Consider the following 23,895-nt stretch of genomic DNA (forward strand, 5'->3'; position numbering starts at 1 on the left):
CCATACATAAGTGGGGGTGAAAGGCTTCACAGCAGTCGAAACCGCAGGAGGGCCGATGTCGATCACCCGGCGGGCCGCGGCCATGGTGCTGACCGCGCTGGTGGGAACGAGCCTGCTCACCGGCTGCGGCGGGGATTCCGGCGAATCCGGCTCGCCACTCGTGGTGTGGAGCATGGAGAACCTCCCGGACCGGGTCCGGGTCACCGAGCGACTCGCCGCGGGGTTCACCGAGCGGACCGGTATCCCGGTCGAGCTGGTGGCAGTGGACGAGAACCAGTTCAGTCAGCTCGTGATGTCCTCGGCGGCGGCCGGGAAGCTGCCCGACGTGATGGGCGCGCTGCCGTTGACCACGATCTGGCAGCTGGCGGGCAACGAGCTGCTGGACGCGGGCGCGGTCCAGGCCGTGGTCGACCGGCTCGGCACGGGCACGTTCTCGCGCCGCGCGCTGGAGCTGACCCGTGACCGGGATCGGCAGCTGGCCGTGCCCTCCGACGGCTGGACACAGCTTCTCGTCTACCGCAAGGATCTGTTCGCCGCCGCCGGGCTGGCTCCGCCGGACACCTATGAGCGGATCAGCCGGGCCGCGGCGGCGCTCTCGCGGGATCGCCTCACCGGAATCTCGTTGGCGACCGCGGCCAACGACGCGGCCACCGGTCAGGCCTTCGAGGGTTTCGCCGTCGCCAACGGCTGCGATCTGGTGACCGCGGACGGCGCGATCGGGCTCGACGCACCACCGTGCCGCGAGACCTTCCGGTTCCTCGGTGAGCTGGCGGCCCGCTACTCCCCGCCCGGCGCGCAGGACGTCGACAGCACCAGGGCCACCTACTTCGCCGGCAGGTCGGCGATGATCGTCTGGTCTTCGTTCCTGCTCGACGAACTCGGCGGACTGCGCGAAGACGCCTTGCCCGCCTGCGCGGAATGCGTCGGCGATCCCGGCTTCCTGGCCCGCAACAGCGGGGTGGTCAGCGCGATCGCCGGGACGGCGGCCGAACCCGCGCAGTACGGCGAGCTCACCTCGTGGACGGTGCCGGTGGGCGGAAAACGCGAGGAGGCCCAGCGATTCGTCCAGTACATGATGGAGAACCAGGCCTACGTCGACTGGCTGGGGATGGCCCCGGAGGGGAAGATCCCCGCCCGCCGCGGTGATCCGTCCGATCCGGAGCGCTTCCTCGACGCGTGGGAACGGCTTCCGGCGGGCGTGGACACCAAACGACCGCTGGCCGAGATCTATCCACCGGAAGTCCTGCGCGCGCTCCGGGAAAGCCCGGAACGGTTCCGCCGCTGGGGATTCGACCAGGGACAGGGGTTGCTGATGGGAGCCACGCTGGCGGAAATGCCGGTGCCGAAGGCGGTCGACGCGATGCTCGGGGGCACCGAGCCGGGCGAAGCCGCCGAAGAGGCCGCGGAAGAGGTCCGTTCCATTCAGACTTCGCTGAGGTGAGCGGCGTGCGGAGAACTCGTCCGAAGGGCGGCCGTACGCTGCGGCAGCAGGAGAACCGGGCCGGTCTGGCCCTGATCTCACCCACCTTGCTGGTGGTGCTGGCGATCGTGGTCCTGCCGATGCTGTGGACGCTGGTGCTGGCCTTCCAGCGCATCCGGCTGATCAACGTCCGCGAGACCGGCCTGTTCGAGCGCTACACCCTGCACAACTTCGTCACCGTGTTCGGCTCACCGGGCTTCTGGAGCTCGGTGGCCACCACGCTGGCCTACGCGATCGGTGGCACGGTGCTGGCGCTCGGACTCGGGCTCGTCGCGGCGCTGGCGTTGCGGAAACCGTTCCGTGGCCGGGCTTTCCTGCGCGGAACGATGCTGCTGCCATACGTCGCGCCGGTGGTGGCGGTGGCTTTCGTCTGGGAAGTGATGCTCAGCCCGCAGTACGGGGTGATCAACGAATGGGGTACCCGGCTGCTCGGCTGGGACCGGCCGATCGCCTTCCTCACCCAGCGGGAGACCACGATCTCCTTGCTGGGCTTGGAGATCCCGGTGCCGGTGGCGTTGCTGACGGTCATCGTGTTCGAAGGCTGGCGGTACTTCCCGTTCGCCTTCCTCTTCCTGCTGGCGCGGCTGCAGGCGGTACCGGCGGACTTGGAAGAGGCCGCCCGCGTCGACGGAGCCACCCCCACCCAGCGATTCCGGCACATCCTGCTGCCGCAACTGGCCGGTGTGATGGCGCTGCTGGCGATGTTGCGGTTCGTCATGAACTTCACCAAGTTCGACGACGTCTACCTGCTCACCGGCGGCGGCGCGGGCACGGACGTGGCCAGCGTGCGCGTCTACGACTTCATCACCGCACGGTTCGACGTGGGCGCCGCCTCGGCGCAGGCACTCGCCCTGGCGGCGGTGCTGCTGGTGTTCCTCGCGGTCTACCTGAAGTTCTTCGCCCCGAAGCCGGAGTCCAGGTCATGAACCGCGACGCCATCGAGACCAGGATTTTCGGGGTCCTGCGCTGGGTCGTGCTCGCCGCACTCGCGCTGATGACCCTGTTCCCCTTCTACTACATGGTCTTGCTGTCGATCCGGCCGATCGAGGACCTGCTGCGCGATCCCGGCGCGCTGTGGGTGAGCGTGGCCGACTGGACCACCGCGACCTATGAGGAGGTCCTGGTCTCCCAGGAGTCCGGTGGGCAGGGCATGCTGGCGCTGCTGGTGAACTCGGCACTGGTCTCGGTCGGCACGGTGCTCCTCACCCTGGCCGTGTCGATCCCCGGCGCCTACGCGGTCACCCGGCTCCGGTTCACCGGGCACCGGCAGGTGCACTTCCTCTTCCTGGCGGTCTACCTGTTCCCGGCGATCCTGCTGGCGGTGCCGCTGTTCGTGCTGTTCACCAAGCTGGGCCTGCGCGACTCCCTGATCGGGCTGACCATCGTCTACATCGCGCAGACCATCCCGGTCTCCATCTACATGCTGCGCAACTACCTGTCCACGATCCCGGAGAGCGTGGAAGAGGCGGCCGCGATCGACGGCTGTTCCCGCGGGCAGGTGCTGTGGCGGGTCACCGTTCCGCTGGCCGCTCCGGCGATCATGGCCAACGCACTGTACGTTTTCATGATCGCGTGGAACGAGTTCCTGTTCGCTCTCCTCTTCCTGGTGGCGGACCGTTCGAAGTGGACGGTCTCACTCGGGCTGGCGCAGCTCTCGGGAGGCATCGAGGTGCCGAAGACCGTGCTGATGGCGGGCTCGGTGCTCTTGACCGTCCCCATCGTGCTGTTGTTCTACGCTGCGCAACGGATGCTGACCGAAGGGCTGACCAGCGGTGCTGACAAGGGTTGACCGGCCACCGGCCGGATCGTCGCAGCATTCGGCGGGACACCTGCTGTGGCTGGTACGGACGGGCCGGGCCACCACCCGCGCGGAACTCCAGCGGCGGACCGGCTTGGCCAGGTCCACCGTGGGGCAGCGGCTGGACGCCTTGCGGGACGCCGGGCTGCTGCACGCCAACGGGGTGACGACCTCCACCGGAGGCCGTCCGCCGTCGAGACTGGAGTTCAACCACCGGCACGGGGTGGTGCTCGCCGCGGATCTCGGCGCCACCCACGCCCGGCTCGCGGTTTTCGACCTCGCCGGCGCCCTGTTGGCCGATTCGGTCATGCCGTTGCACATCGGTGACGGCCCGGAGCCGGTACTGGACTGGGTGGACGGCGAACTCCGCATAGTGCTGCGGCGGTCGGGGCACGCCGACGACCAAGTACGCGGGCTGGGCATCGGCGTGCCCGGCCCGGTGGAGTTCACCACCGGCGTCGTGCACCAGCCGCCGATCATGCCGGGCTGGGACGGTTTCCCGATCGCCGATTCCCTGCGGCGGCGATGGAACGTGCCGGTGCTGGTGGACAACGACGCCAACGCCATGGCCTTCGGCGAGTACACGAGCACCTACCCGGACTGCCCGTCACTCGTGCTGGTGAAGGTGGCCACGGGAATCGGGGCCGGGCTGGTCCTGGACGGTTCGGTGTACCGCGGCATCGACGGTGGCGCCGGGGACATCGGGCACATCCGCGTCGACGCCACCTCTCAAGCCCGGTGCATGTGCGGTGCCTCCGGCTGCCTCGCCGCGCTGGCCAGCGGTGCCGCGCTGGCCGAACGTCTCACCGCCGCCGGGATTCCCGCCGCGTCGGGCCGCGAATTCGTCTCGCGGCTGACGGAGGGCGGGCCCGAAGCCGCCGCGCTGGCGAGGGAAGCCGGGCAACTGGTGGGCGTCGTCCTGAGCACGGTGATCAGTCTGGTGAATCCTCAGGTGCTCGTGCTGGCCGGGGATCTCGCCGGCACCCAGTTCGTCACCGGAGTCAGGGAGGTGCTGTACCAGCGTGCGCTGCCGAGAGCGACGCGGAACCTCGAAGTGGTGACCAGCGCTCTCGGTGACCGTGCCGGAGTACTCGGTCTGAGCGCGCTGGTGGTGGACTCCGTGTATTCACCGGCCGAGGTGGACCAGCGGCTCGAACTGATGAACGCGCTCGAAGCATGAAACCGCTCGCGGTGGGGCTTGCCGGAGCGGGGCCGTGGGCGGGGGCGATGCACGCGCCGACGCTGGCCAAGGGGCCGGAGACCACGCTCGCCGCGGTGTGGACCCGCCGGCGGGAAGCCGCCGAGACCCTCGCGAAAGCGCACGGGAGCGTTCCCGTCGCCTCGTTCGACGAACTGCTCGATCATTGCGAGGCCGTCGCGTTCGCCGTGCCGCCCTCGGTGCAAGCGGTGCTGGCGGTGCGCGCCGCGAACCGGGGAAAGGCGCTGCTCCTGGAAAAGCCGGTGGCGCTGACCGTGCCGGACGCCCGCCGGGTGGCCGAGGCCGTCGGGGAAGCCGGGGTGGTGTCGCAACTGGTTCTCACCAAGCGCTACCACCCGCGGACCCGGGACTTCCTCGAACGGGCCGCCACCTTCACCGCCACCGGTGCGCGTTCCTGCTATCTGCACGGAGCTTTTCTCGGTGGCGAGCAAGCGACGTCCTGGCGTTTGGAACACGGCGCGTTGCTGGATCTGGGACCGCATCTGCTCGACCTGCTCGAAGCCGCGGTGGGTCCCATCGCCTCACTCCGCGGCACCGGGGATCCGCGCCACTGGCTGGAACTGACCTGTGAGCACGAGAACGGGGTGGTCAGCCAGGCCTCCCTCTCCGGTTCCATCGGCCTGCGGCGCGCGAGCACAGTCGTGGACCTGTTCGGGCCCGACGGCCAGCTCCACTACGACACCGCCGAACTTGACCACGCCGAATGCTGGCCGGTTCTGCGGAGGGAGTTCGCCGCCGCCGTCCGCTCCGGGCGGCCTCCGGCCTTGGACGTGTGGCACGGACTACGGCTGCAGGAACTACTGGACCGGGCTCAGCCACCTCGCTGACGATGCACCTACCCGGTGGAGCCCGAAGCCCACGGCGGACTCGCACCGTGCCCCCGCTCTGTACGACACCTACGACGCCGGTCAGGACCAGAGAGCCGAATGGGTCCTGACCGGCCGTGAGATTCAGCGGCCGAGGACGTCGCGGATGGCGTCTCGGGCCCGGTCCATGATCGCGACGGGCGGGCCGAGCAGAAAGTTCGCCGTCGCGCTCTCCACTCCGGGATGGGGCCGGGTCGGAGCAATCGCCTCCGCCACTCGGACGGTCGCGGCCATGGCGCGGAGCCGGTCCGGCCCGTGTGCCGCCCGGAGCAGGGGGAATTCCTCCTTTTCTTCGTGTTCGGCGTGCGCGAGAACGTCTTCGCGCAGTTGGACGAGCAAGGTGTCGAAGCCCTCGGCCTCCGGGCCGATCTCGGTCAGGGTGACGAGCAATCGCTTGGCGCGGTGTTCTTCCCCCACGCGGGCTTCGACGACATGTTCGCCACCCCGCAGGCGGCGCACTTCCGGGTGGATCACCTCTTCTTCGGCGGTTTCGTGCACCGCGAGCAGCCGGACGAGGTCACGGAACAGGTCCCGGCGCCGTTCTCCCTCCGCGGTCTCCAGGTCGGTGAACAACTGCCGGATTTCGTCGTGTTGCCGGTGCAACAGGGCGATGACGTCCTCGTTTTCGTTGTCGGGCATCATCTTCTCCTTTGTCCGGGGTTGGATGTCCGGTTGCCGAAGGGTTCCCGGATCACCCTGCTGCACACCTCACCGCGAAGGTGTGAAAGCCGAAAAACCCGGGTACACGCGTGCGACGCCCCGGGACGAAGGACAGGTAGTTCCATGACCCAGACGCCGGCACGGGCCGCACCGGTCCAGCACCCACCTCGCCAGTCAGGCAAGCGGGGAAACACCCTGTTGAAGCTGATGAGGACGACCGATCCGAAGACGATCGGCGTGCTGTACATGGTCACGTCGTTCGGGTTCTTCCTGATCGGCGGGCTCACGGCGCTGCTGATGCGGGGCGAACTGGCGCGGCCGGGCCTGCAATTCCTTTCCCCGGAGCAGTACAACCAGTTGTTCACCATGCACGGCACCATCATGTTGCTGCTCTACGCGACGCCGAACGTCTTCGCCTTCGCCAATTTCCTGGTACCGCTGCAAATCGGCTCGCCGGACGTGGCGTTTCCGCGGTTGAACGCTTTCTCCTATTGGCTCTACCTGTTCGGCGCGATGGTCGTGCTAAGCGGCTATCTGACACCCGGCGGACCGCCGGACTTCGGCTGGACCGCCTACACCCCGCTGTCGACCGCCGTGCACAGCCCGGGTGTCGGCGGTGACCTCTGGATCGCCGGGCTGATAGTGACCGGACTGGGGACGATCCTGGGCGCGGTCAACATGATCACCACGATCGTCTGCCTGCGCTGCCCGGGAATGCTGATGTGGCGAATGCCGATCTTCACCTGGAACATCCTGTTCACCAGTATCTTGATCCTGCTGGCGTTCCCGATCCTGACCGCGGCGCTGTTCGGCTTGATGGCCGACCGGCATCTCGGGGCGCACGTCTTCGACCCGGCCAACGGCGGGGTGATCCTGTGGCAGCACCTGTTCTGGTTCTTCGGCCACCCGGAGGTCTACATCGTCGCGTTGCCGTATTTCGGCATCGTCACGGAGATCATTCCGGTGTTCAGCCGGAAACCGTTGTTCGGCTACAAGACCATGGTGTTCGCGACGATCTCGATCACCGCGCTGTCGATCGCGGTGTGGGCGCACCACATGTTCGCCACCGGCGCCGTCCTGCTCCCGTTCTTCTCGATCATGACGTTCCTCATCGCGGTGCCGACCGGGATCAAGTTCTTCAACTGGATCGGCACCATGTGGAAGGGACAGCTGACCTTCGAATCGCCGATGCTGTGGTCGGTCGGGTTCATGGTGACGTTCCTGCTCGGCGGGTTGACCGGGATCATCCTCGCCTCCCCGCCGCTCGATTTTCATGTGCACGACAGCTATTTCGTGGTCGCGCACTTCCACTACGTGCTGTTCGGCACCATCGTGTTCGCCACCTTCGCCGGGATCTACTTCTGGTTCCCCAAGATGACCGGCCGGATGCTCGACGAACGGCTCGCGAAATGGCATTTCTGGACCACGTTCCTCGGCTTCCACACGACGTTCCTCGTCCAGCACTGGCTCGGCAACGCCGGCATGCCACGGCGCTACGCAGACTATCTGCACAGTGATCAGTTCACCGGCATGCACATGGTCTCGACGATCGGCGCGTTCTTGCTCGGACTGTCGGTATTGCCGTTCCTCTGGAACGTGGTCAAAAGTTACCGTTACGGCGAACCGGTCGACGTCGACGACCCGTGGGGATTCGGCAACTCACTGGAATGGGCCACCACCAGCCCGCCGCCGCGGCACAACTTTTTCGACCTGCCCCGCGTCCGCTCCGAACGCCCCGCCTTCGAACTGCACTATCCGCACATGATCGAACGTATACGCGCGGAGGCCCACCGCGGTCCGGGACATCCGAAGGACGTCGCGGACCCGGCCGAACTCGCCGCCGCGGCCACCCAGCCGGACGACCAAGGTCCGGGAAGCGACCCCAGGGGCCGCTGAGTCGCGCCGCGACGAATTCACCTGCCGGACATCAGTGACATTCTTTCCGTGATGCGGTCATCGCATGGATCGACGGGGACACGAACTGGTACAGCGGGGCAGAGACCGTTCCGTCATCGAGCCCGAGGAGATGCCGCCATTGTCGGTGCGGTGTTCCTGCTCGACAACCGGCTGCATCTCGGCCTCACCATCGGCGTGATCGCCCTCGGCGCCATCGCGTCCGCGGCGGCCCGCCGCCATCCGGTGCCCCGGGGGGTGTGATCGCCAGGACGTCCACGCGCCTTGTCCGTGGGCCTGCGGTACCGGGCGCAGGCGCCAGTGACACCACCCCGACCGCGCCTCGCCCGTGAACACGTCCTGCTCACGATGCCAAAGATTCTCCGGCTGCTGTCGCGACGGCATCGTGCCCTGGCGCCTCAGCCACGATCCACCCGCCACGTGCGGAGAGTACGCGAGCATGGGATTCGATCTTGCCGTCCATACCGCTTGGAGGTGTGTTTTCGCCCCTGACTGGGTATCCACCGCACGACCGTGTGTGCCCAGCCGAAGGAACATCAGATGAGTGACAACACGCAGCCGAGCGACACTCCGAGTCCGGAGAAACCCCGCGAAGACTGGGCGACCGGCGACGAGCCGATGACCGGACCGCAGCGTTCCTATCTGGGCACACTCGCCCAGGAGGCGGGCGAAACCGTCCCGGAGAACTTGACCAAGGCACAAGCGTCAAAGTTGATCGATCAACTCCAGAACCAGACTGGTCGCGGGCAGTAACGCGCAGGAAGAGTCTTTGACGTGTCCGTCCCGGCTCAGGATGCAAAGCTGTGAGCAGTGAGCCAGGGCGCGGCACGGGCTCGACCGCCATCGCGAACGAAACAGACACCGACAGTGTTGTCACAGCAAGTACTCCGGCGACGACTTCTCTGGTGTCCGGTCCACGACCGAGTCGCTGCCGCCGCGAACACCCCAAGGGCCTGGGCACGGGGTGCCGCCGCGGCGGCACCGCATCCAGCAGCCGTTACCGATCAGCGACACCGGCTATTACATCGATCTCGGCGTCCACGGGGGAGACCAGCGGGACATCGCACGCACCATCAGCCTCACCGTAAACGGTGATTCAGGTGTAGGGCGTGGTTCGGCGGGGAAGTCCAGGTGCATGACCCAGATAGCCAGCGCGCACGTGGGGATGACCGAAACAACCGGAAGGGCAGGCAACATCGCCGCCGTCCGGCGAATGCTGCTCGCCTTCGGCGTCGGCGGAGCGCTGGGATGCCTGTTGTGGATGGCGATCTGGCTGTCGACTCAATTGTGAGTCGGCCTGTTGAGCACGGACACTCGCCCGCGCGAACGGTAGCGGTTCCGGTTGGCAGCGCCGTCGAAACGCCTGGGGCCCTCGATCAGTGACCGGGCTGGAACTCGGGGTGGGAAGTGCCCACCAGTTATCTCTACGCGTGACAGGAGTGGCGTCGCGCAGGACGCGGTTCCAGGCCGAGGGGTTCGATGAACCGCCAGTAGGCGTGCGGTCCGTCCCGCACCGCGCGCTCGAGGTCGTCAAGCCCTAAGCGCTGCCAGGACCCAGAAACCGGGCGCGCCGACCTTGATCCACCAACGTCGGCGGGAGTGGGAGTTCCCGGTGGGTTTAGTCCCGAAGCTTGCAGGCTTCCAACGCCCATTGCTGCCGGCCGTACTCCTCACGGAAAATCCGGTAGCAATCCAGGAGCGAGTCTTGGCGGCAAGCGTCAACGGCGATATCCGGATCGGCCGTTCCCTCATACGCCGCATGAAACACACAATCCTGGACGCTGTGGGTATCCGCTGACGCGCTCAGCGCCATCGGCACCATCGCGCCCGCCGCCAGCACGAACGCGGGCACCATCACTTTGCCGAACATTCCCTCATCCTTCCGGTCCGTCCGGCGAGAGCCCGCCGGTACACGCTTTCCAGCACAACGTCTCCGCGGCCACGGCACCAGAGCTTTCCAGCGGGACCAGCCAACCGCGCCAGCGCGTCACCGCATCGTGGCCAATGACCTCACTGGTCGTAATTCGTGCCGGTCAGCGCTAACGCGCCGTCCGTCGTGCATGCCAGGCCAGGCAGCGGTTGTGCTCCGGGTTCGGCATGCACGGCGAACAATCCGACACCGTGCGCTCAGGCTCGTCCCGGCGAGCATTCCGAACTCGACATTCGTGACGAAACCCGCCAGCAAGGCCGCGTTGCGGGAAGTCCAGCCCATCGCGGCAAGTGGCCCGTTCGTCTTCATGAGTGCTCGCCCGAGCGGGCACTGTGCTGGCCGGTGGTGTCGACCACCCATCTGGGCCTGCGTTCGTGATGGCTTCGCTGGCGTGGAACCGTAGCCTCGTAAGGGGCCCGGCGGCTGGAATGGGCTTGAGATCCGCCTTGTGGAACTCCTGCACTCATTTCTGGTCCGTTGCCGACAATCGGTCGAGGGCCCAGTTCATCTGACGCTCGAGCACGGCCCACTCCAACGTCGCCGTGGGTGTCACGAGCCGGACCACGTCCGTGCCGGGATCAACCGAGAGCACCTCGCGGCCCGTGGGGCTACGACGCTCATTCACCTCGATCTTGTCGACAATGATCTCCACCGCTTTTCGCCGCAGGAATCGCACGCCGCCGACGACGGGAACAAAATGGACGCGACCGGGCGACACCATGGCCTCACCGGCCCACCACTTTCCGCTCAACCCGTCGTGCGTACCGGTCACCACCCGGACGCTGCACTCAAGCCGGTCGACGCGTTGCAGACGTCTCGCCCGACGTCGCTGCAGTATCACGCCAATACCAGCGGCGATACCACCACTGGCAACGGCGACGATGAGAATGCGGATGATGTCGGGCACCCCAAACCTCTTTCCACGTTGCACTACTGCCGAGCACCATGTTGGCCGACAGACTGGAGCGGCGAAACCATCGATGGCGAGGTTGGCGTAGGTCGCTGCTCATGCCGAGAACGGACGTCGTGCCGTTCGCGTGGCCAGCAGGGTGGAGCAGAGAACTTCTGGACGACGCATCGTACGGCGTCCTGGTGATGCGGCGGGCCGAAGTCCGGCGAACCGGTCGGCAGGGTGCGTTCGACGAGACTGGCGCATCTGGACATCGACCGTTTCGTCGTAGCCGCGCATGGCGGTGCCTCACAGACGAAGGAGACCCTTGTGGGCACGACCTCCGACGAACTCGTGTTCGGCGCGCTGCGCCGTGACGTGCTCGAAGCCGCGATCGTCACGAACTGCAACGACACGATCGAGGGCCGCAAGGCTTGCCTCACCGAGAGCAACCCACAGCGCCAATGGGGCGACTTAAATCTTACCTCCACCTGCATGGGCGGTGATCCCCATCTGCGCATCGAACGCGTCGACCCGGACCTGGGCGGTCGTGGCGAGGAGTCAGAAAGGCTGCCACGATGCGCACCAGCTCCGAAATCGCCTGACCGAAAGACCTGTGAACACCGGCACCCACTCCGGCCGCTCCACGCTGATCACCTGCTCCACGCCAAGACCCTCTTGGCGTGACACTGTCACGGGACAATTTTCAGCGCGGGTCGCACACAACGTCGTGGAGAAAATATGTATCCGATAGCCGGAAATCACGCCACCGTTCCCCGTCCGCATCAAGGCATTTCCGGTATTGATCCGGCTTTCCAGCCTGCACGTGCTGAAGAACCGCCGGCGCCGCCTTTTCACCGGATCGTCAGTCGCGCATTCGGGATCACGATCGTTCCGCCACGCACCTGGGCGTTGATCGTGGTCACCTCGGTCAGCACCACGGACGGCGGCACCAAGGGCGGTGGGTGGCCGGGAGTGAAGTCGACCGGAATTCCCACTAGGCCCAGCAGGTTCACGACACCGGTCACCCTCAGTGCGAACAGCTCGATCGTGCTGGATGCCGTGGAGAAGCCGCGCCGTGCGGCAATGACGACCTTGTGGCCGTTGCCCAGTTCGCCGACCTGAACCGGATCGGTCGCCTCGATCCGCTTGACAGTGAACTTCATCGTCATGGTCGGCGAGCCGTCGACCAGAATCCGTTCGATACCGTGGTAGACGACGCCGTAGAGGCGGAGAGTGCTCGCCGAGAGTGTCCAACTCCGCGCGGGCGTGACCTCGTCGCGCGCCGCCACCGGCAGCACCTCGATGGCGACCGCGACGAGGCCGATCACCACCAGGCAGCGGAGCACCGATCGGCGCTTGCCGCGGGGTGCCCGTGGCTGGTCGGTCCAGGCCAGTGCCAACGCCGCGCCGATCACTCCGGCCAGGGTGCCGACCAGGAAGCCGCCCAGATTGGTCACGCCGAGGGCCACGAGCGACAAGAGCATCGCCGTCAAGGCCGCGGCGAACCGGAACTGTGGTCGAAACCACAGCGACAGGCCGCAGATCGCGAGCAACGTGCCGATCAGCAGCGCCGACACCCCTCCGATCGTCGTGATCGAAACAAGCACGTCTCCCCAACGGAAAGTGGCGTACGGCGGAGTCATGATCGCGACGCTGGACAGCACCAGGAACATGCCCGCGGTGAACGGCCTGCTGCGGCGCCAGTGCCCGAAGTCGCGCAAGACCTGACGTGCCCGCTCCTGTGCCATACCCATCAGCACCTCCCCCGCGTCATCGACGTCAGTAGCATTCGCCGGCATCGGTGTGCAGGGTCAGCTTGGAGTTCTTCAAACGCAGGGTGTAGGCGGCGGCACTCCAGGCCGCCATCCGCGGCATGGCGATGGCGGCACGGTCCGCCTGCTGGGCGAACCCACCCGGTTGGCCGACCACGCCCGCCGGTCCTTTCGACACCTGCCCGGCGTCCACACCGATCTGCGGGTTCTCCAGGGTGAGGTCACCGCTGAGTTCCGCCACGCCGAGCACGATATTCGTCGCGGCCATGCCCTCTTCGCCGGTGGAGGCGATCCGCAGGGTCACGTCCCCCACCAGCGGGAGTGAGCGCAGTGAGACGGACTGACAGAAGTTGTCGAGGACGACGGTACGGAAAGCGCTGGTGGCCACCGGGTGAGCCGCGCCGCCCCCGCTGTCCACACCGCCGAACTGGACGAATCCCGTTCCCTGCAATCTATCCGCCGAGATCTTGAAGCTCGTTCCCGAAACGGCGAACGATGCCGCCAGTGCACCCTGCGACAGACCGGCCAACAGGACCGCCATCCCCGTCAACCCCGCGACCAACACACCGGCGAACAGCTTTCGGCGCGTTCTCCCGCGTACCCGCGACTGCGGCATGTCGTCCTCTTCCGTCGGTGGACCTGACCATGAGGTTCACCCCGTGGCCTCCGGGTGGACAAGGGTGTTGCCCGATGTTCACAGCCCGACCGGCCCCACGCGGGCCACCACCGGCGGCGGACAAGGCACGCTCCACCGGCGGGTCCTCCGCTTGCGGGTATCGAATGTCCGGAGCGGATGGACCGCACCACCGGAATCCGAATCCCCTGTGCGTGCGACCCATTGCAGGCACAGGGGATTCGGGAGCAGACTTCAGGTGGCGACGCAGAAGACACCGACTCGTCGTGATGGCGTGATCGTTCTCGGCCCGAGTCCTCTGTGGACGGACTGATCGGCCGGGATCGTAATCCCCCGCACCGACGAACCATGGCCGACCTTCCCCTGCCGCTCCAGACTCGTCGGTGAAGGCGCACCAGTTGATGACCACCGGGGAGCGACGAATGGGCCCGCACGACCTGGTCGACACGAACGGCGACGGCACCGGCGAACCGCAGCAGGCCGAGAGGCCGGACAGCAACCGCGCTGTGCTTGACCGACTCTACGACTGGCCCGCCGGCGACTGGCAGCGGTGCTCGTCCTGTCAGTGCGTGCTCCACCGCACCACCTGGGCCAGGTCGCACGGCGTCTGCCCGGCCTGTGAGAAGACTCGTCGGCTGAGCGCCGCCGAACGCATCGCCCAGCTCGCCGACGCGGACAGCTTCACCGAGCGCTTGGCGGGACTGCGGTCCACTGACCCGCTGGAGTTCACCGACTCGGTGCCGTACAAGGCACGGCTGCGCAAGGCCCGTACCGCCACGGACGCCTCGGAGGCCGTGGTCATCGGCACCGCGCGCGTCGGTGGCAAGCCGGTGGTGCTCTTGGTGATGGATTTCGGTTTCCTGGGCGGCAGCATGGGGGTCGTCGTCGGGGAAAAGGTCGTGGCGGCTGCCGACCTCGCCGTGGAGCGGGGCGAGCCCTTGGTGGCGGTGTCCTGCTCGGGTGGCGCGCGGATGCAGGAGGGCATGTACTCCCTGCTCCAGGTCACCCGGGCGTGCGACGCCATCCGCCGGCTGAACGACGCGAACGTGCCTTACGTCAGTGTCCTCACCGACCCGGTCTACGGCGGTGTCGCCGCGTCCTTCGCCTCCTTGGGTGATGTCATCCTCGCCGAGACGGCCACCAGATCCGGGTTCGCCGGTCCGCGCGTGATCGCCCAGGCTCTGGGCGAGCGGCTGCCCGCCGACTTCCAGACCGCCGAGTTCCTGCACACTCACGGGCATGTGGACCTGGTCGTGCCGCGCCCGTCGTTGCCGGAGGTGCTCGACCGGGTACTCACCTGCCTGACCGGACGGCCGGTGCCGGGCTCGATGCCTCTACCGGGAGTCACCGGTCTCCCCGAAGCGCCCGCCGGCGCGACGCCGGACCGGCAAGGCAGCGCGTGGGACGCCGTGCGGCTGGCGAGGCATCCGGCGAGGCCCAACGTGTTCGACCACGTAGCCGGGATCTTCGACGACTTCGTGGAACTGCACGGCGACCGGCACACCGGTGACGACCCCGCGGTGGTCGGAGGGCTGGCACGGTGGGGTGAGGTCGGGTTCGTGGTCCTCGGACACGCGAAGGAGCACGACCCGGTCAGAGCAGGCGAGCGGAACTTCGGAATGCCCCACCCCTCCGGCTTCCGCAAGGCCACCCGGCTGCTCCGGCTGGCCGGACGCTTGGGCCTGCCCGTGGTCACCTTCGTGGACACACCCGGCGCTTACGCGGGCCGCCGTGCCGAGGAAGGCAACCAGAGCGGAGCCATCGCCGAGACTCTGCTGACCGCTTCCGGCGTCCCTGTTCCGCTGGTGTCGGTCGTCATCGGCGAGGGCGGTAGCGGCGGCGCGCTCGCCCTGGCCGCCGGGGACGCACTACTGGCCATGGACAACTCCTACTTCTCCGTCATCAGCCCCGAGGGCTGCGCCGCCATCCTCCACGGTGACGCGAGCCGCGCCCCGGAGGCCGCGGAAGCGCTGCGACTGCGCGCGACGGACCTGCACGCGGCAGGACTGGTCGACCAGCTGGTCCCTGAACCCGACGGCGGCGCGCAGACCGACCCAGCGGCCGCGGTGCGACTGGTCAAGGCGGCGCTGCGCACTTGCCTGGCGGAGTTCGGCACCTTGCGGCCCGAGGCCCTGTTGACCCGTCGAGACCACCGACTGCGCTCCCGGGGAGCCTCCGCGGACGCGGTCCGAACAGAACAGTGAGGCGGTAGTTACGTGTCGACGCACGTGTCCCCGGTGCCCTCCGAAAAGCGCAACCACGCCCCCGCGCCACCGACGGGTTCCCCGGTTGTCCCGGTCGACGTGGTGCGGCAGCTCATGGCGGCGGCGAACCAGAACTCGGTGCGCCACCTGCTCGTGCGCACCCTGGACGTCGAGATCGAAATCGAGGTCGAGCCGCAGACGCAACCGGCGTCCACCCCGCCGCGAGAGTCGCCGCCAGGCGATGGACCGGCGCGGGAAGCGGGGCTGGTGGAGGTCTTGGCGCCCGCGGTGGGCGTGGTCCGTCTCATCCGGGGCGACACCGGCTCGGCCGAGCCGACGGTGGGCGCCGTCGTCGGTCCCGACGACCAGGTCGCGCAGATCGAGGCCATGAAGATGACCACACCCGTGCGGGCGGGTCACGCGGGAATCATCCGCGAGGTGTGCGTCCGCGACGGCGACGTGGTGGAGTTCCGGCAACCGCTGCTGCGGCTGGAACCCGCCGGGGAAGTGTCCGATGACGCGTCTTGAGACGGTCTTCGTCCCCAATCGGGGTGAGGTGGCGCTGCGCATCGTCCGCGCTTGCCGCGACCTCGGCCTGCGGTCGGTCGTCGGGCATTCCGCCGAGGACGCCGACAGCCTGCCCGTACGGCTGGCTGACGACAGCTTCTGCCTCGGTCCCGCGCAGGCCACCCACAGCTATCTCAACATCCCCGCCGTGCTGTACGGCTGCGCCAAGACCGGCGCTGACTCCGTGCACCCCGGCTACGGCTTCCTGTCCGAAGACCCGCTGCTGGCACGCGCGTGCGCGGACGCCGGTGTGGTCTTCGTCGGCCCGTCCGCCGAACAGCTGGCGCTGTTGGGCGACAAGATCGCCACGCGCCAGGCGTTCGCCGACACCGGCATACCGGTGCTGCCGGGCTCGGCCGGTCCGCTGCGCGGCGTCGACGACGCCCTGGACCAGGCCGCGCGCATCGGCTACCCGGTCGTACTCAAGGCGGCGGCGGGCGGCGGTGGCACCGGCGTGCACCCGGTGGCAGGGCCGGACGAGCTGATCGGGGCGTTCCCGCGGATGACGCGCAACGCGGATCGGCTGTTCACCGACGGGCGGCTCTTCCTGGAGCGGTACGTGCCGTCAGCTCGCCACATCGAGGTGCAGCTGCTCGCCGATCAGCACGGCGACATCGTCCACCTTGGCGACCGCTGCTGTTCGGTGCAGCGCCGCCACCAGAAACTTCTGGAGGAGGCGCCCGCGCCCGGCCTGCCGGGCCGGTTGCGAACCGAGCTGCACCGCGCGGCCGTGCGCGGCGCCGAGGCGATCGGCCTCACGAGCGTCGCCACGTTCGAATTCCTGGTCACCGGACCGGAGGAGTTCTTCTTCATCGAGGCCAACCCCAGGTTGCAGGTGGAGCACCCGGTCACCGAAGCGATCACGGGCATCGACCTGGTCGAGTGGATGCTGCGCGTCGCCGCGGGAGAGCGGCTGGCCTTCGACCAGGACGGCGTGGTGATCCGAGGTCACGCGTTCGAGGCGCGGATCAACGCGGAGGACCCGGAAAAGGGATGGCTGCCGTCGACGGGCCGGATCACCGACCTGGTCCTGCCGGGCGGTGTGGGGGTGCGGGTGGACACCCATGCCCATCCCGGCTATCGGGTCCCGCCGTTCTACGACTCCCTGCTGGCGAAGGTGATCGTGCGAGGAGACGACCGGCCGGAGAGCCTGCGCCGGTTGGGCCGGGCGCTGGCCGAGTTCGACTGCGTGGGCGTGTCGACCAACACCGGGGTCCAGCAACGGGTGCTGGCGCATCCCGCCTTCCAGGCCGGCGACTACGGCTTGGACCTGGTCGAGACGATCACGGCGGCCGTGGTCCGCTGATCGTGCCGGCAGTGTCGTGCCAGGGGATCCCGGTTCTTCCTCTGGCACGACACTGGCGTTCAGGAGCAGGTCGCGCCGCCGTCGACCGGCAGCGCGGCGCCGGTGATCCCGGCGCCCGCCTCGGCCGCGAGCAGGACGGCGACCGCGGCGACCTCGTCGACGGTCGTCGCGCGACCGGTCGCGGCCTTGCCGGTGAACACGCCGAGGAGCTGGTCGTACGTCACGCCGAGAGTCCGGGCGGCGAGCGGGCCCTGGTCGCGGATCATGTCGGTCAGCACGATGCCGGGGCAGATGCAGTTGGCCGTGACACCCAGCGGACCGACTTCACGTGCCACCGCCCGCATCAGCCCGATCACCGCGTGCTTGGCCGTGGCGTAGGCCCCGAGCCCCGGATCGGCCTGCTTGCCCTCGATGGAGGACAGGGTGATGATCCGACCGGACCCCTGGGGCACCAGATGTGCCAGCGCACGCCGGGTGGCGTAGAAGACCGCGTGCAGATTGACCGCGAGGGTGTCGTGCCAAAGGGCGTCGTCCGTCTCACCGACCACCGCGAAGCCCGGCATCCCACCGGCGTTGTTGACCAGCACGTCCAACCGGCCGTAGCGCTCGACCCCGGCGTCGACCATGCGCTCGGCGTCCTGTCTGCGCGTGACGTCGCCTTGGACGAACGCCGCCCGGTCGCCCGCTTCGAGTTCTTTGAGCGCCTGCGCCCCCTTGGCCTCGTCACGCCCGCTGAAAACCACAGACGCCCCCTCTTCGAGGTACCGCTCCACGATGCGCCTGCCGATTCCCCGGGTGCCGCCGGTGACCACGGCGACCTTGCCGTCCAGTTCCACTTTGCCTCCTCCTCGCTCGGGTGACGCGTTCAGACCGACACCGCGGCACCGGTGATCCCGACCCGCCCTTTGGAGACGGTCTGGACTCCCTCCATCACGGTGAGCGGATTCCCGTCCGGCGCGACGGCGGAGAACACGCCGGTCGCGGCGTCCCAGTGCAGGCGGATGCCCGCCGGGTGGCGCTCGGCCAGGTCGACGTCGGTGTCGCCGGTGAACCACTCGACGCGGCGGACGTAGCGGGGCACCTCCAGCTCCTGCACGCCCTCGGCCACCGGGCACAACGGACGGGTGCGGGCCAGGCCGTCCAGCAGCAGAGTCGGCAACGCCAGCACCGCGCACACCTCCGGCAGCGAGCCGGGGTCCGGCCGCCACAGCGCCGATGCCCCGGAACGCCCGGCTCGCCACTCGCTGGTGGTGCGGAAGCCACCGGACAACAAGACCGGGGACCGCGGGTCGTAGTAGGGCGACCCGACCGGCTGGTCGATGTCCTCCCCCGGTACGGGGGTCGTCACCCGCCTCGGCGGGCCGGTCAGCACCGTCGCGCGGAAGTGCTCGCGGTCTCGCCGGAGCACCCGCCCGCCGGGTGTGGTGACGTCCGAAGTGACGCGCACCAGCACCGAGGGCCGTGCCGTCGACCGGCCGTGGTTGACCACCGCGGTGATCCGGTACTCCGCGGTCCGGGCCGTGGCCCGGACCCACTGGGAGAAGGACAGGTCGCGCAGCGCGTGGATGGGCTCACCGGGCAGGAGGGCCCGGGCCGCCTCGACCGCGACGCCCATCAGCATCGTGCCGGGCAGGGTCGGTTTGCCGTCGACGAGGTGTTCGCTGAGGTAGCCGGCCCGGTGTTCGTCGAGCACCAGCCGCCAGGTGGCCGACCGCTCGTCGTGGCTGTCCGCCACGCCGAGGAACCCGCTCGTCGGCGCGGCGGACGGCGGGGTGGCGAGGTAACCGGGGAATTGCCGTTCGAACGATTCGCGCTCACTGGCCCCGATGAACGAGACCACGGAGTCGCGGGGACCGGGCTGGGCCAGCTCGGTGACGAAGTGCGCGACGCCCTCGGCCTTGCTCATCGAGCTGAGCCGCTGGACTCGTGTCAGCAGAGACTGGGTGACCGCGTTGCCACCGAGGCCGACCTCGTCCCACACCGTCCAAGCGATGGTGTATTCGTCGCGTTGCCCCACCACTCGCTCGTGGCGTGCGGCGGCGGCGAGGAAGTCGTTGCCCGAGGAGTACTCGACCTCGCCGGGCAGACCGACCAACCCGGTGACCGAGCCGAAGTTGCACCACAGGCGCGGCGGCGAAGCGGTGAACGCGTCCTTGAGGTTCCGGTATCCGTCGAGCTTGACGTCCCTGACGCGGCGGAATTCCCGCAAGGTCTTGCGGGCCAGGTCGCCGGGGTGGTGGACGCCGGCCCCGTTGATCAGCAAGTCGACCCGGCCGTCCTGCGCCAGCACCGTGCCGACGGCCTCCCGCACCGCGGCGGGATCGGTCACGTCACAAGTCAGGTAGCGCACCGAGTCCTGTCCGCAACGCCGCCGCAGGCGTTGCAGTGTCAGCAGACTCTCCCTGGCGCGCAGTAGCCGCTCAAACCCGCGGTTGAGCTCGGCGACCGAGGCACCGTCCCCGGAGTTCCTGCCCTCGGCGATGAACCGGGCGCGGTGGCGCGGCAGCTCCTCCTCCCCGGCGGCCAGCAAGTCCGCCGGGACGTCCGGCAGGGACGACGACCCGAGCAGCCACACTTTCACCGGCACGTGGTCGAGCAGGCCTTCCACCGTGGCGGCGGTGATGCCACGCGCGCCCCCGGTGGCCACCACGACGTCACCGGGCCGCAGCGGGAGCGGTCCCGTCCTCGGTGGTACCGGCCGCAGTCGCTGCCGGTACCGGGTACCTGACCGCCGGAAGGTCAGCGGCAATCCGCGACCGTGGCCCAGCTCTGCTTCCAGCTCCCGCCAGCTCACCTCGACCGGTTCGTCGCAGATCAGCACGCGGCACGCGCATCCGGGCAGTTCCCAGCTCAGGCTCTTGACGAAGCCGGTGAACATCCCGGTGACCGCCCCTGGCACACCCTGCCGCATCGGGTCGGCCAGGAGTACGCCGAGCGATCCCTCCTCCAGGTCGTCGGCGCAGCGTTGTGCCGCGAGGAACAAGGCCTCGTGCAGGGCGAGAGGGAGAACCGCCGGACCGGGCTCGTCCTGACAAGACGCGTAGACACGCAGGTGCCGGTACCGCCGGTCGGAGGTTCCGAGCACCGGCTCCACCACAGCCTCGGGATCGTCACCGGGGCGCACCACGACGACGGTCGCGGACGCCGCGCCGGCCGGAGCCGTGACGGCCGGTGCGCTCACCTCGTCGGTCAGTACCAGGCAGCCCGCCGGTATGGCGCCACCGGCGTCCGGCAGCGGCGGCAGCGGTTCCAGCCTGGGGACGTGTCTCGTGGTGACGGTATCCCGCGGCGGTACGGGCACGACGTGATTCGCGCGTCGCGAAGCGTCACCGGTCTCGATGGCCGGGTGGACGGTGACGGCGGGGCCGGGGAAGGCACCGGTGACCGTCACCGGCCGCTCCGGCTGGCCAGCCAGTGCGGCGAGCAGGTCGATGGCTCCGTCCGCGGCGAGGTAGGTGCGGGCGCGGGCCGGGCCGTCGGGCACGGAGCGCCGGTCGGGCCGGGGGTCGGTGGTCAGCGCGCACAGCACCGGCCAGCCTTTCGCCTCGGCGTCGGATCTCTTCGCCAGCGCCAGCAGGAAGGCGCCCTCGGCCAAGCGGTCCGCCGGCTCGTCCAGCAGCGCCGCCAACTCGGGCGTGCTGTTGCCGTTCATCGCCAGCACCAGTGCCAGGTCGATCTCACCGGCGGTCAGGTAGTGGGAGGCGGTCCGCACGGCGGTGAGTGCCGACGAGGCGCCCGTGTCGAGCGTGAGCGCGGGGCCGTGCAGGTCCAGGCGGTTGGCCAACCGCGCCGGGATGATGTTGGGCCCGATCCCGGGGAGGGTGTCCTCGTTGGTGACCTCGCACTCCCGGCGAACCTCGTCCAGGCAGTCGCGCAGGGCCGACTCCAGAGCGGCCGCGGGTACCCCGTCCTCGGGACGCGCGCGGAGATTTCCCAGATCGTCGGCGTAGCAGCGCAACGCAGTGACTATCGCGGTGGTGACCGGACCGGTGTGGGCGGCCAGCACGCCGGTGCGCTCCTCCACCCCTTCCCAGAGCGCCCCGTGTTCCTCGGCGAACCGCGCGGCGACGGCGAGGGCCATGAGCTGGGTGTGGTCGACCGTTCGCACCGTGCGCGGGGCCATCCGCAGCTCACGGGCCGACGGCGCGGGGTACGGCGTCGGGAACGCGGCGAGCGACGCCGGTGGCTCACCGGCGGCCAACCTCGCGCGCACCTGTTCCGGCGAGGGGTCACCGGGCAGGTGGGCGCTCCACCCGACCAGCACCACGTCGTCGAGGTCCGGGCACGGAACCGAGCGGGGCAGCGGGTGACCGGCCGGCGGCACGTCTTGCACGAGCAGGTGGGCGTCGGTGCCGCCGAACCCGAACGCGGACACCCCCACGGTTCGCGCCCGGTCGTCCCGCCGGGGCAGCGGCACGTCCGCGGCGGGGACGCGCACCCGTTTGTCCCGCAGATCCTCCGGCAGGTCGGTCGGCGGACGCTGCGCCGGGATCAGCCCATGGCGCAGCCCGAGGACGGCGTGGATCAGCGACACCACGCCGGCGGGCCACCCCGTGTGCCCGACGAGGGACTTGTTCGACGTGCACGGGTAACCGGCCGGTGGTGCGAGAGCCTCCAGGGTGTCCAGCTCCACCCGATCCCCCACCGACGTGCCGGTGCCGTGGGCGACGATCCAGTCGACGTCCTCGGCGGCCAGGTCGTTGACCTGCCTGGCGCGGCGGACCGCCCGTTCCTGTCCGCTGCGGTTGGGGGCGTAGACGGCCTTGCCCCGGCCGTCCGACGCCGCGCCGAGCCCGCCGAGCAAGGCCAGCACCTCGTCGCCGTCCTCGCGCGCCCGGCGCAAGGTCTTCAGCACGACGGCACCGGCGCCGTCGGAGAACAGGGTGCCGTCCGCGGCCCGGTCGAACGCGTGCACGCCACCGCTGCCGCTCAGCCCACGCAGTGCGCTGAACATGATCGAGAACCGCGGGGTGTTGGTGAACACGCCCGCGCACACGGCGACGTCGCACCCTTCGGCCATCAGGATCTTCGTGCCGAGGTCCACGGCGTAGAGGCTGGACGAACAGGCGGTGTCCACTGCGGTGTACGGCGAACCCGGCGGCAGCAGTTCGGCGATCGCGGCATCGACGACGCGGTCGGGCAGGTGGCCGGGCCCGTGACCGGTGGCGAACGGGTAATGCCGGCGCAGCAGCGCGCGCAGGCGTCCGGGCAACGCGTCACGGTCGGCTCGCGGGTCCGGCCAGTGGGCGGGCAGACGCCGCGCGGAGAGCTGGACCAGCAGCGACTCCTCCAGGTGCTGATTGCCCTCCACCGTGGTGCCGACGAAGCACTCGACGCGGTCTTCGGGCCGCCGGGTGACGTTCTCGTACGCCTGGGCGATGCTGTGCCGCAGCCACTGCGCCGAAACGTCCTGGGCGCAGGACCGCGCCTTGGCCTCTTTGTGCAGGCGCGGCTCGTGCAGGTAACCGCCGCGGAAGGTGTACGCGCGGTCTTCCGCGCCCGGCTCGTCCGACAGGAAGGCATCCCGGCGGAAGCGCTCCCCCGGCTCGTCGAACACCGGCTCACCGCCACGCAGCAGTTCCCAGAACTCCTCGGGGCCGTTCGCGCCGGGCAGGACCAGGCCCATGCCGACCACCGCCACCACGTTCGCGTCGTCGCCCGGGTCCGCGGCGCGCGGTGCCGGACGGGCGGGGAGCCGCATCCGCGGCGCATCGGCGGGCGCTGCCACCGGAGAAGGCGTGTGCGCAGCCGTTCCGGGCTCCGGCCGGGAACTCGCGGGCCTCTCGGCGGTACGCGCTCGTGGCACTTCCGCCGGCGGTGCCGGTTCCGGGTCGGGGGCCGAGGTGACCGGCGGGTCGGACGCCGCACCCGCCGGGGAGTTCGGCCGCAACATGGCGTGCCCCAGGGACAATCCACCGTCGGCCAGCACACTCTGCCCGGTGACCCAGGACATGCGCGGGGAAGCCAGCGCGGTGACCAGACGGGCCAGTTCCTCTTCCGTCCCCAGCCGGCCCAGGGGGGCACTCGCGACGGAGGTCTCGCGCAGGGCGGCGTTGCCCGGGAACAGTTCTGCGGTCGGGTTGTCCAGCAGACCGGCCGACGCGACGTTCACCCGCACGCCGGATGCCGCGAACTCGACGGCGAGATAGCGGCTCAGCGCTTCCAGTGCCGCCTTTCCGACCCCGATCGCGGCATAGTTGTCCACCACCATCCCCGCCCCGATGGACGACACGTTGACCACCGACCCGCCGGTCTCGGCCAGCAGCGGCAGGGCGGCCCGCGCGCACCGTCGCGCACCGTGCACGTTGACGTCGAAGACCTTCAGCCACTCCGCGTCAGTGAGGGAGTCGGCGGCCGCCAGCACGCCGCGCGCCGCGTTGTTCACCAGCACGTCCAATCGGCCGGAGCGCTCGCGCACGGTCTCGAACATCGCCGTGACATCGGCTGCCTTGGCGACACTGGCCCGGATCAGCTCGCTCGACCCGCCCGCTTCGGCGATCTCCGCCGCGACTCGCCGAGCGGCCTGCTCGGAGTGGAAGTAGTTGACGACGACGTGAGCGCCGAGCGAGGCGAACTCTCGCGCGATCGCCCGTCCCACCCCCTTGCCGCCGCCGGTGACGAGAACCACCTTGCCCGCGAACTCGTTCGGCATC

19 protein-coding genes are annotated in these 23,895 nt (G+C 69.2%); 12 read left to right on the plus strand and 7 right to left on the minus strand.

Features of this window, described 5'->3' with window-relative positions; genetic code table 11:
* Nucleotides 1–55: 55 nt before the first annotated feature.
* Genes BS329_RS01600 through BS329_RS01620 form a run of 5 tightly spaced genes read left to right on the plus strand, consistent with a single transcriptional unit; the run spans nt 56 to nt 5,324 of the window.
* Nucleotides 56–1,441 (plus strand): ABC transporter substrate-binding protein, encoded by a 1,386-nt coding sequence (locus BS329_RS01600; protein WP_076155006.1) that lies wholly within the window; start codon nt 56–58, stop codon nt 1,439–1,441.
* Nucleotides 1,442–1,446: 5 nt separating this feature from the next.
* Nucleotides 1,447–2,406, plus strand: coding sequence for a carbohydrate ABC transporter permease (locus BS329_RS01605; protein ID WP_208619123.1), 960 nt, complete (start codon nt 1,447–1,449; stop codon nt 2,404–2,406).
* On the plus strand, nt 2,403–3,269 hold the full coding sequence (locus tag BS329_RS01610) for a carbohydrate ABC transporter permease (RefSeq protein WP_076155009.1): 867 nt from the start codon (nt 2,403–2,405) through the stop codon (nt 3,267–3,269). Before BS329_RS01605 ends, BS329_RS01610 begins: the two co-directional genes overlap by 4 nt.
* A complete protein-coding gene (locus BS329_RS01615; protein WP_244196990.1) occupies nt 3,253–4,458 on the plus strand; it encodes an ROK family transcriptional regulator in 1,206 nt (401 codons plus the stop codon). The genes BS329_RS01610 and BS329_RS01615 overlap by 17 nt, the downstream gene beginning before the upstream one ends.
* Entirely contained in the window at nt 4,455–5,324 is an 870-nt protein-coding gene (locus tag BS329_RS01620; protein ID WP_076155011.1) for a Gfo/Idh/MocA family protein, read from the plus strand. The genes BS329_RS01615 and BS329_RS01620 overlap by 4 nt, the downstream gene beginning before the upstream one ends.
* A 123-nt stretch (nt 5,325–5,447) precedes the next feature.
* On the opposite strand, the gene BS329_RS01625 is transcribed toward BS329_RS01620, so the two are convergent.
* On the minus strand, nt 5,448–6,002 hold the full coding sequence (locus BS329_RS01625) for a hemerythrin domain-containing protein (protein ID WP_076155130.1): 555 nt from the start codon (nt 6,000–6,002) through the stop codon (nt 5,448–5,450).
* Nucleotides 6,003–6,146: 144 nt separating this feature from the next.
* On the opposite strand from BS329_RS01625, the gene ctaD reads away from it, so the two are divergent.
* The 3 genes from ctaD (at nt 6,147) to BS329_RS43750 (ending at nt 9,228) form a co-directional block, all read left to right on the plus strand.
* A complete protein-coding gene (ctaD, locus tag BS329_RS01630) occupies nt 6,147–7,919 on the plus strand; it encodes an aa3-type cytochrome oxidase subunit I (protein ID WP_076155013.1) in 1,773 nt (590 codons plus the stop codon).
* Nucleotides 7,920–8,477: 558 nt separating this feature from the next.
* Complete coding sequence (locus BS329_RS01635) at nt 8,478–8,690, plus strand: DUF3072 domain-containing protein (RefSeq protein WP_076155014.1); 213 nt, start codon at nt 8,478–8,480, stop codon at nt 8,688–8,690.
* A 382-nt stretch (nt 8,691–9,072) separates the two neighbouring features.
* Nucleotides 9,073–9,228, plus strand: a complete 156-nt coding sequence (locus tag BS329_RS43750) for a hypothetical protein (protein ID WP_167479978.1) — start codon at nt 9,073–9,075, stop codon at nt 9,226–9,228.
* 327 nt (nt 9,229–9,555) lie between these two features.
* Here the strand turns inward: BS329_RS43750 and BS329_RS01645 are convergent, their stop codons facing one another.
* Nucleotides 9,556–9,807 (minus strand): hypothetical protein, encoded by a 252-nt coding sequence (locus BS329_RS01645; RefSeq protein ID WP_076155017.1) that lies wholly within the window; start codon nt 9,805–9,807, stop codon nt 9,556–9,558.
* Between the two features lie 523 nt (nt 9,808–10,330).
* Nucleotides 10,331–10,774: a hypothetical protein gene (locus tag BS329_RS01650; RefSeq protein ID WP_076155019.1), complete on the minus strand. Its 444-nt coding sequence runs from the start codon at nt 10,772–10,774 to the stop codon at nt 10,331–10,333.
* 312 nt (nt 10,775–11,086) lie between these two features.
* Here BS329_RS01650 and BS329_RS01655 point away from each other — a divergent pair, with 312 nt between their 5' ends.
* Nucleotides 11,087–11,443 carry a hypothetical protein gene (locus BS329_RS01655; protein ID WP_143252791.1) on the plus strand — a complete coding sequence of 119 codons (357 nt, stop codon included), beginning with the start codon at nt 11,087–11,089 and terminating at the stop codon, nt 11,441–11,443.
* 167 nt (nt 11,444–11,610) lie between these two features.
* Here BS329_RS01655 and BS329_RS44070 read toward each other — a convergent pair whose 3' ends face one another.
* Nucleotides 11,611–12,513 (minus strand): DUF6114 domain-containing protein, encoded by a 903-nt coding sequence (locus tag BS329_RS44070; RefSeq protein WP_208619124.1) that lies wholly within the window; start codon nt 12,511–12,513, stop codon nt 11,611–11,613.
* Nucleotides 12,514–12,538: 25 nt separating this feature from the next.
* Nucleotides 12,539–13,072, minus strand: a complete 534-nt coding sequence (locus BS329_RS01665) for a DUF6230 family protein (protein WP_208619125.1) — start codon at nt 13,070–13,072, stop codon at nt 12,539–12,541.
* A 515-nt stretch (nt 13,073–13,587) separates the two neighbouring features.
* Between BS329_RS01665 and BS329_RS01670 the strand changes: the two genes are divergently transcribed.
* From BS329_RS01670 to BS329_RS01680, 3 genes are read left to right on the plus strand one after another with little or no spacing between them, the layout of a single operon-like run.
* Nucleotides 13,588–15,369 carry an acetyl-CoA carboxylase carboxyltransferase subunit alpha/beta gene (locus BS329_RS01670; RefSeq protein ID WP_084749299.1) on the plus strand — a complete coding sequence of 594 codons (1,782 nt, stop codon included), beginning with the start codon at nt 13,588–13,590 and terminating at the stop codon, nt 15,367–15,369.
* A gap of 12 nt (nt 15,370–15,381) precedes the next feature.
* Nucleotides 15,382–15,897, plus strand: a complete 516-nt coding sequence (locus tag BS329_RS01675) for an acetyl-CoA carboxylase biotin carboxyl carrier protein (protein ID WP_143252793.1) — start codon at nt 15,382–15,384, stop codon at nt 15,895–15,897.
* Entirely contained in the window at nt 15,884–17,242 is a 1,359-nt protein-coding gene (locus BS329_RS01680) for an acetyl-CoA carboxylase biotin carboxylase subunit (RefSeq protein ID WP_076155027.1), read from the plus strand. Before BS329_RS01675 ends, BS329_RS01680 begins: the two co-directional genes overlap by 14 nt.
* Before the next feature lie 59 nt (nt 17,243–17,301).
* On the opposite strand, the gene BS329_RS01685 is transcribed toward BS329_RS01680, so the two are convergent.
* Together BS329_RS01685 and BS329_RS01690 are read right to left on the minus strand one after the other, a co-directional pair.
* Nucleotides 17,302–18,078: an SDR family NAD(P)-dependent oxidoreductase gene (locus BS329_RS01685; protein ID WP_076155028.1), complete on the minus strand. Its 777-nt coding sequence runs from the start codon at nt 18,076–18,078 to the stop codon at nt 17,302–17,304.
* Between the two features lie 29 nt (nt 18,079–18,107).
* Nucleotides 18,108–23,894: an SDR family oxidoreductase gene (locus tag BS329_RS01690; protein ID WP_076155030.1), complete on the minus strand. Its 5,787-nt coding sequence runs from the start codon at nt 23,892–23,894 to the stop codon at nt 18,108–18,110.
* Between the last annotated feature and the right edge of the window lies 1 nt (nt 23,895).

This window comes from Amycolatopsis coloradensis (assembly GCF_001953865.1).
GTDB lineage: Bacteria > Actinomycetota > Actinomycetes > Mycobacteriales > Pseudonocardiaceae > Amycolatopsis > Amycolatopsis coloradensis.

Coding starts and splice junctions, on each gene's coding strand:
- BS329_RS01600 (WP_076155006.1), top strand. CDS start 56: ATGTCGATCACCCGGCGGGCCGCGGCCATGGTGCTGACCGCGCTGGTG.
- BS329_RS01610 (WP_076155009.1), top strand. CDS start 2,403: ATGAACCGCGACGCCATCGAGACCAGGATTTTCGGGGTCCTGCGCTGG.
- BS329_RS01620 (WP_076155011.1), top strand. CDS start 4,455: ATGAAACCGCTCGCGGTGGGGCTTGCCGGAGCGGGGCCGTGGGCGGGG.
- BS329_RS01625 (WP_076155130.1), bottom strand. CDS start 6,002: ATGCCCGACAACGAAAACGAGGACGTCATCGCCCTGTTGCACCGGCAA.
- ctaD (WP_076155013.1), top strand. CDS start 6,147: ATGACCCAGACGCCGGCACGGGCCGCACCGGTCCAGCACCCACCTCGC.
- BS329_RS01635 (WP_076155014.1), top strand. CDS start 8,478: ATGAGTGACAACACGCAGCCGAGCGACACTCCGAGTCCGGAGAAACCC.
- BS329_RS43750 (WP_167479978.1), top strand. CDS start 9,073: ATGACCCAGATAGCCAGCGCGCACGTGGGGATGACCGAAACAACCGGA.
- BS329_RS01645 (WP_076155017.1), bottom strand. CDS start 9,807: ATGTTCGGCAAAGTGATGGTGCCCGCGTTCGTGCTGGCGGCGGGCGCG.
- BS329_RS44070 (WP_208619124.1), bottom strand. CDS start 12,513: ATGGGTATGGCACAGGAGCGGGCACGTCAGGTCTTGCGCGACTTCGGG.
- BS329_RS01665 (WP_208619125.1), bottom strand. CDS start 13,072: ATGGCGGTCCTGTTGGCCGGTCTGTCGCAGGGTGCACTGGCGGCATCG.
- BS329_RS01670 (WP_084749299.1), top strand. CDS start 13,588: ATGGGCCCGCACGACCTGGTCGACACGAACGGCGACGGCACCGGCGAA.
- BS329_RS01680 (WP_076155027.1), top strand. CDS start 15,884: ATGACGCGTCTTGAGACGGTCTTCGTCCCCAATCGGGGTGAGGTGGCG.
- BS329_RS01690 (WP_076155030.1), bottom strand. CDS start 23,894: ATGCCGAACGAGTTCGCGGGCAAGGTGGTTCTCGTCACCGGCGGCGGC.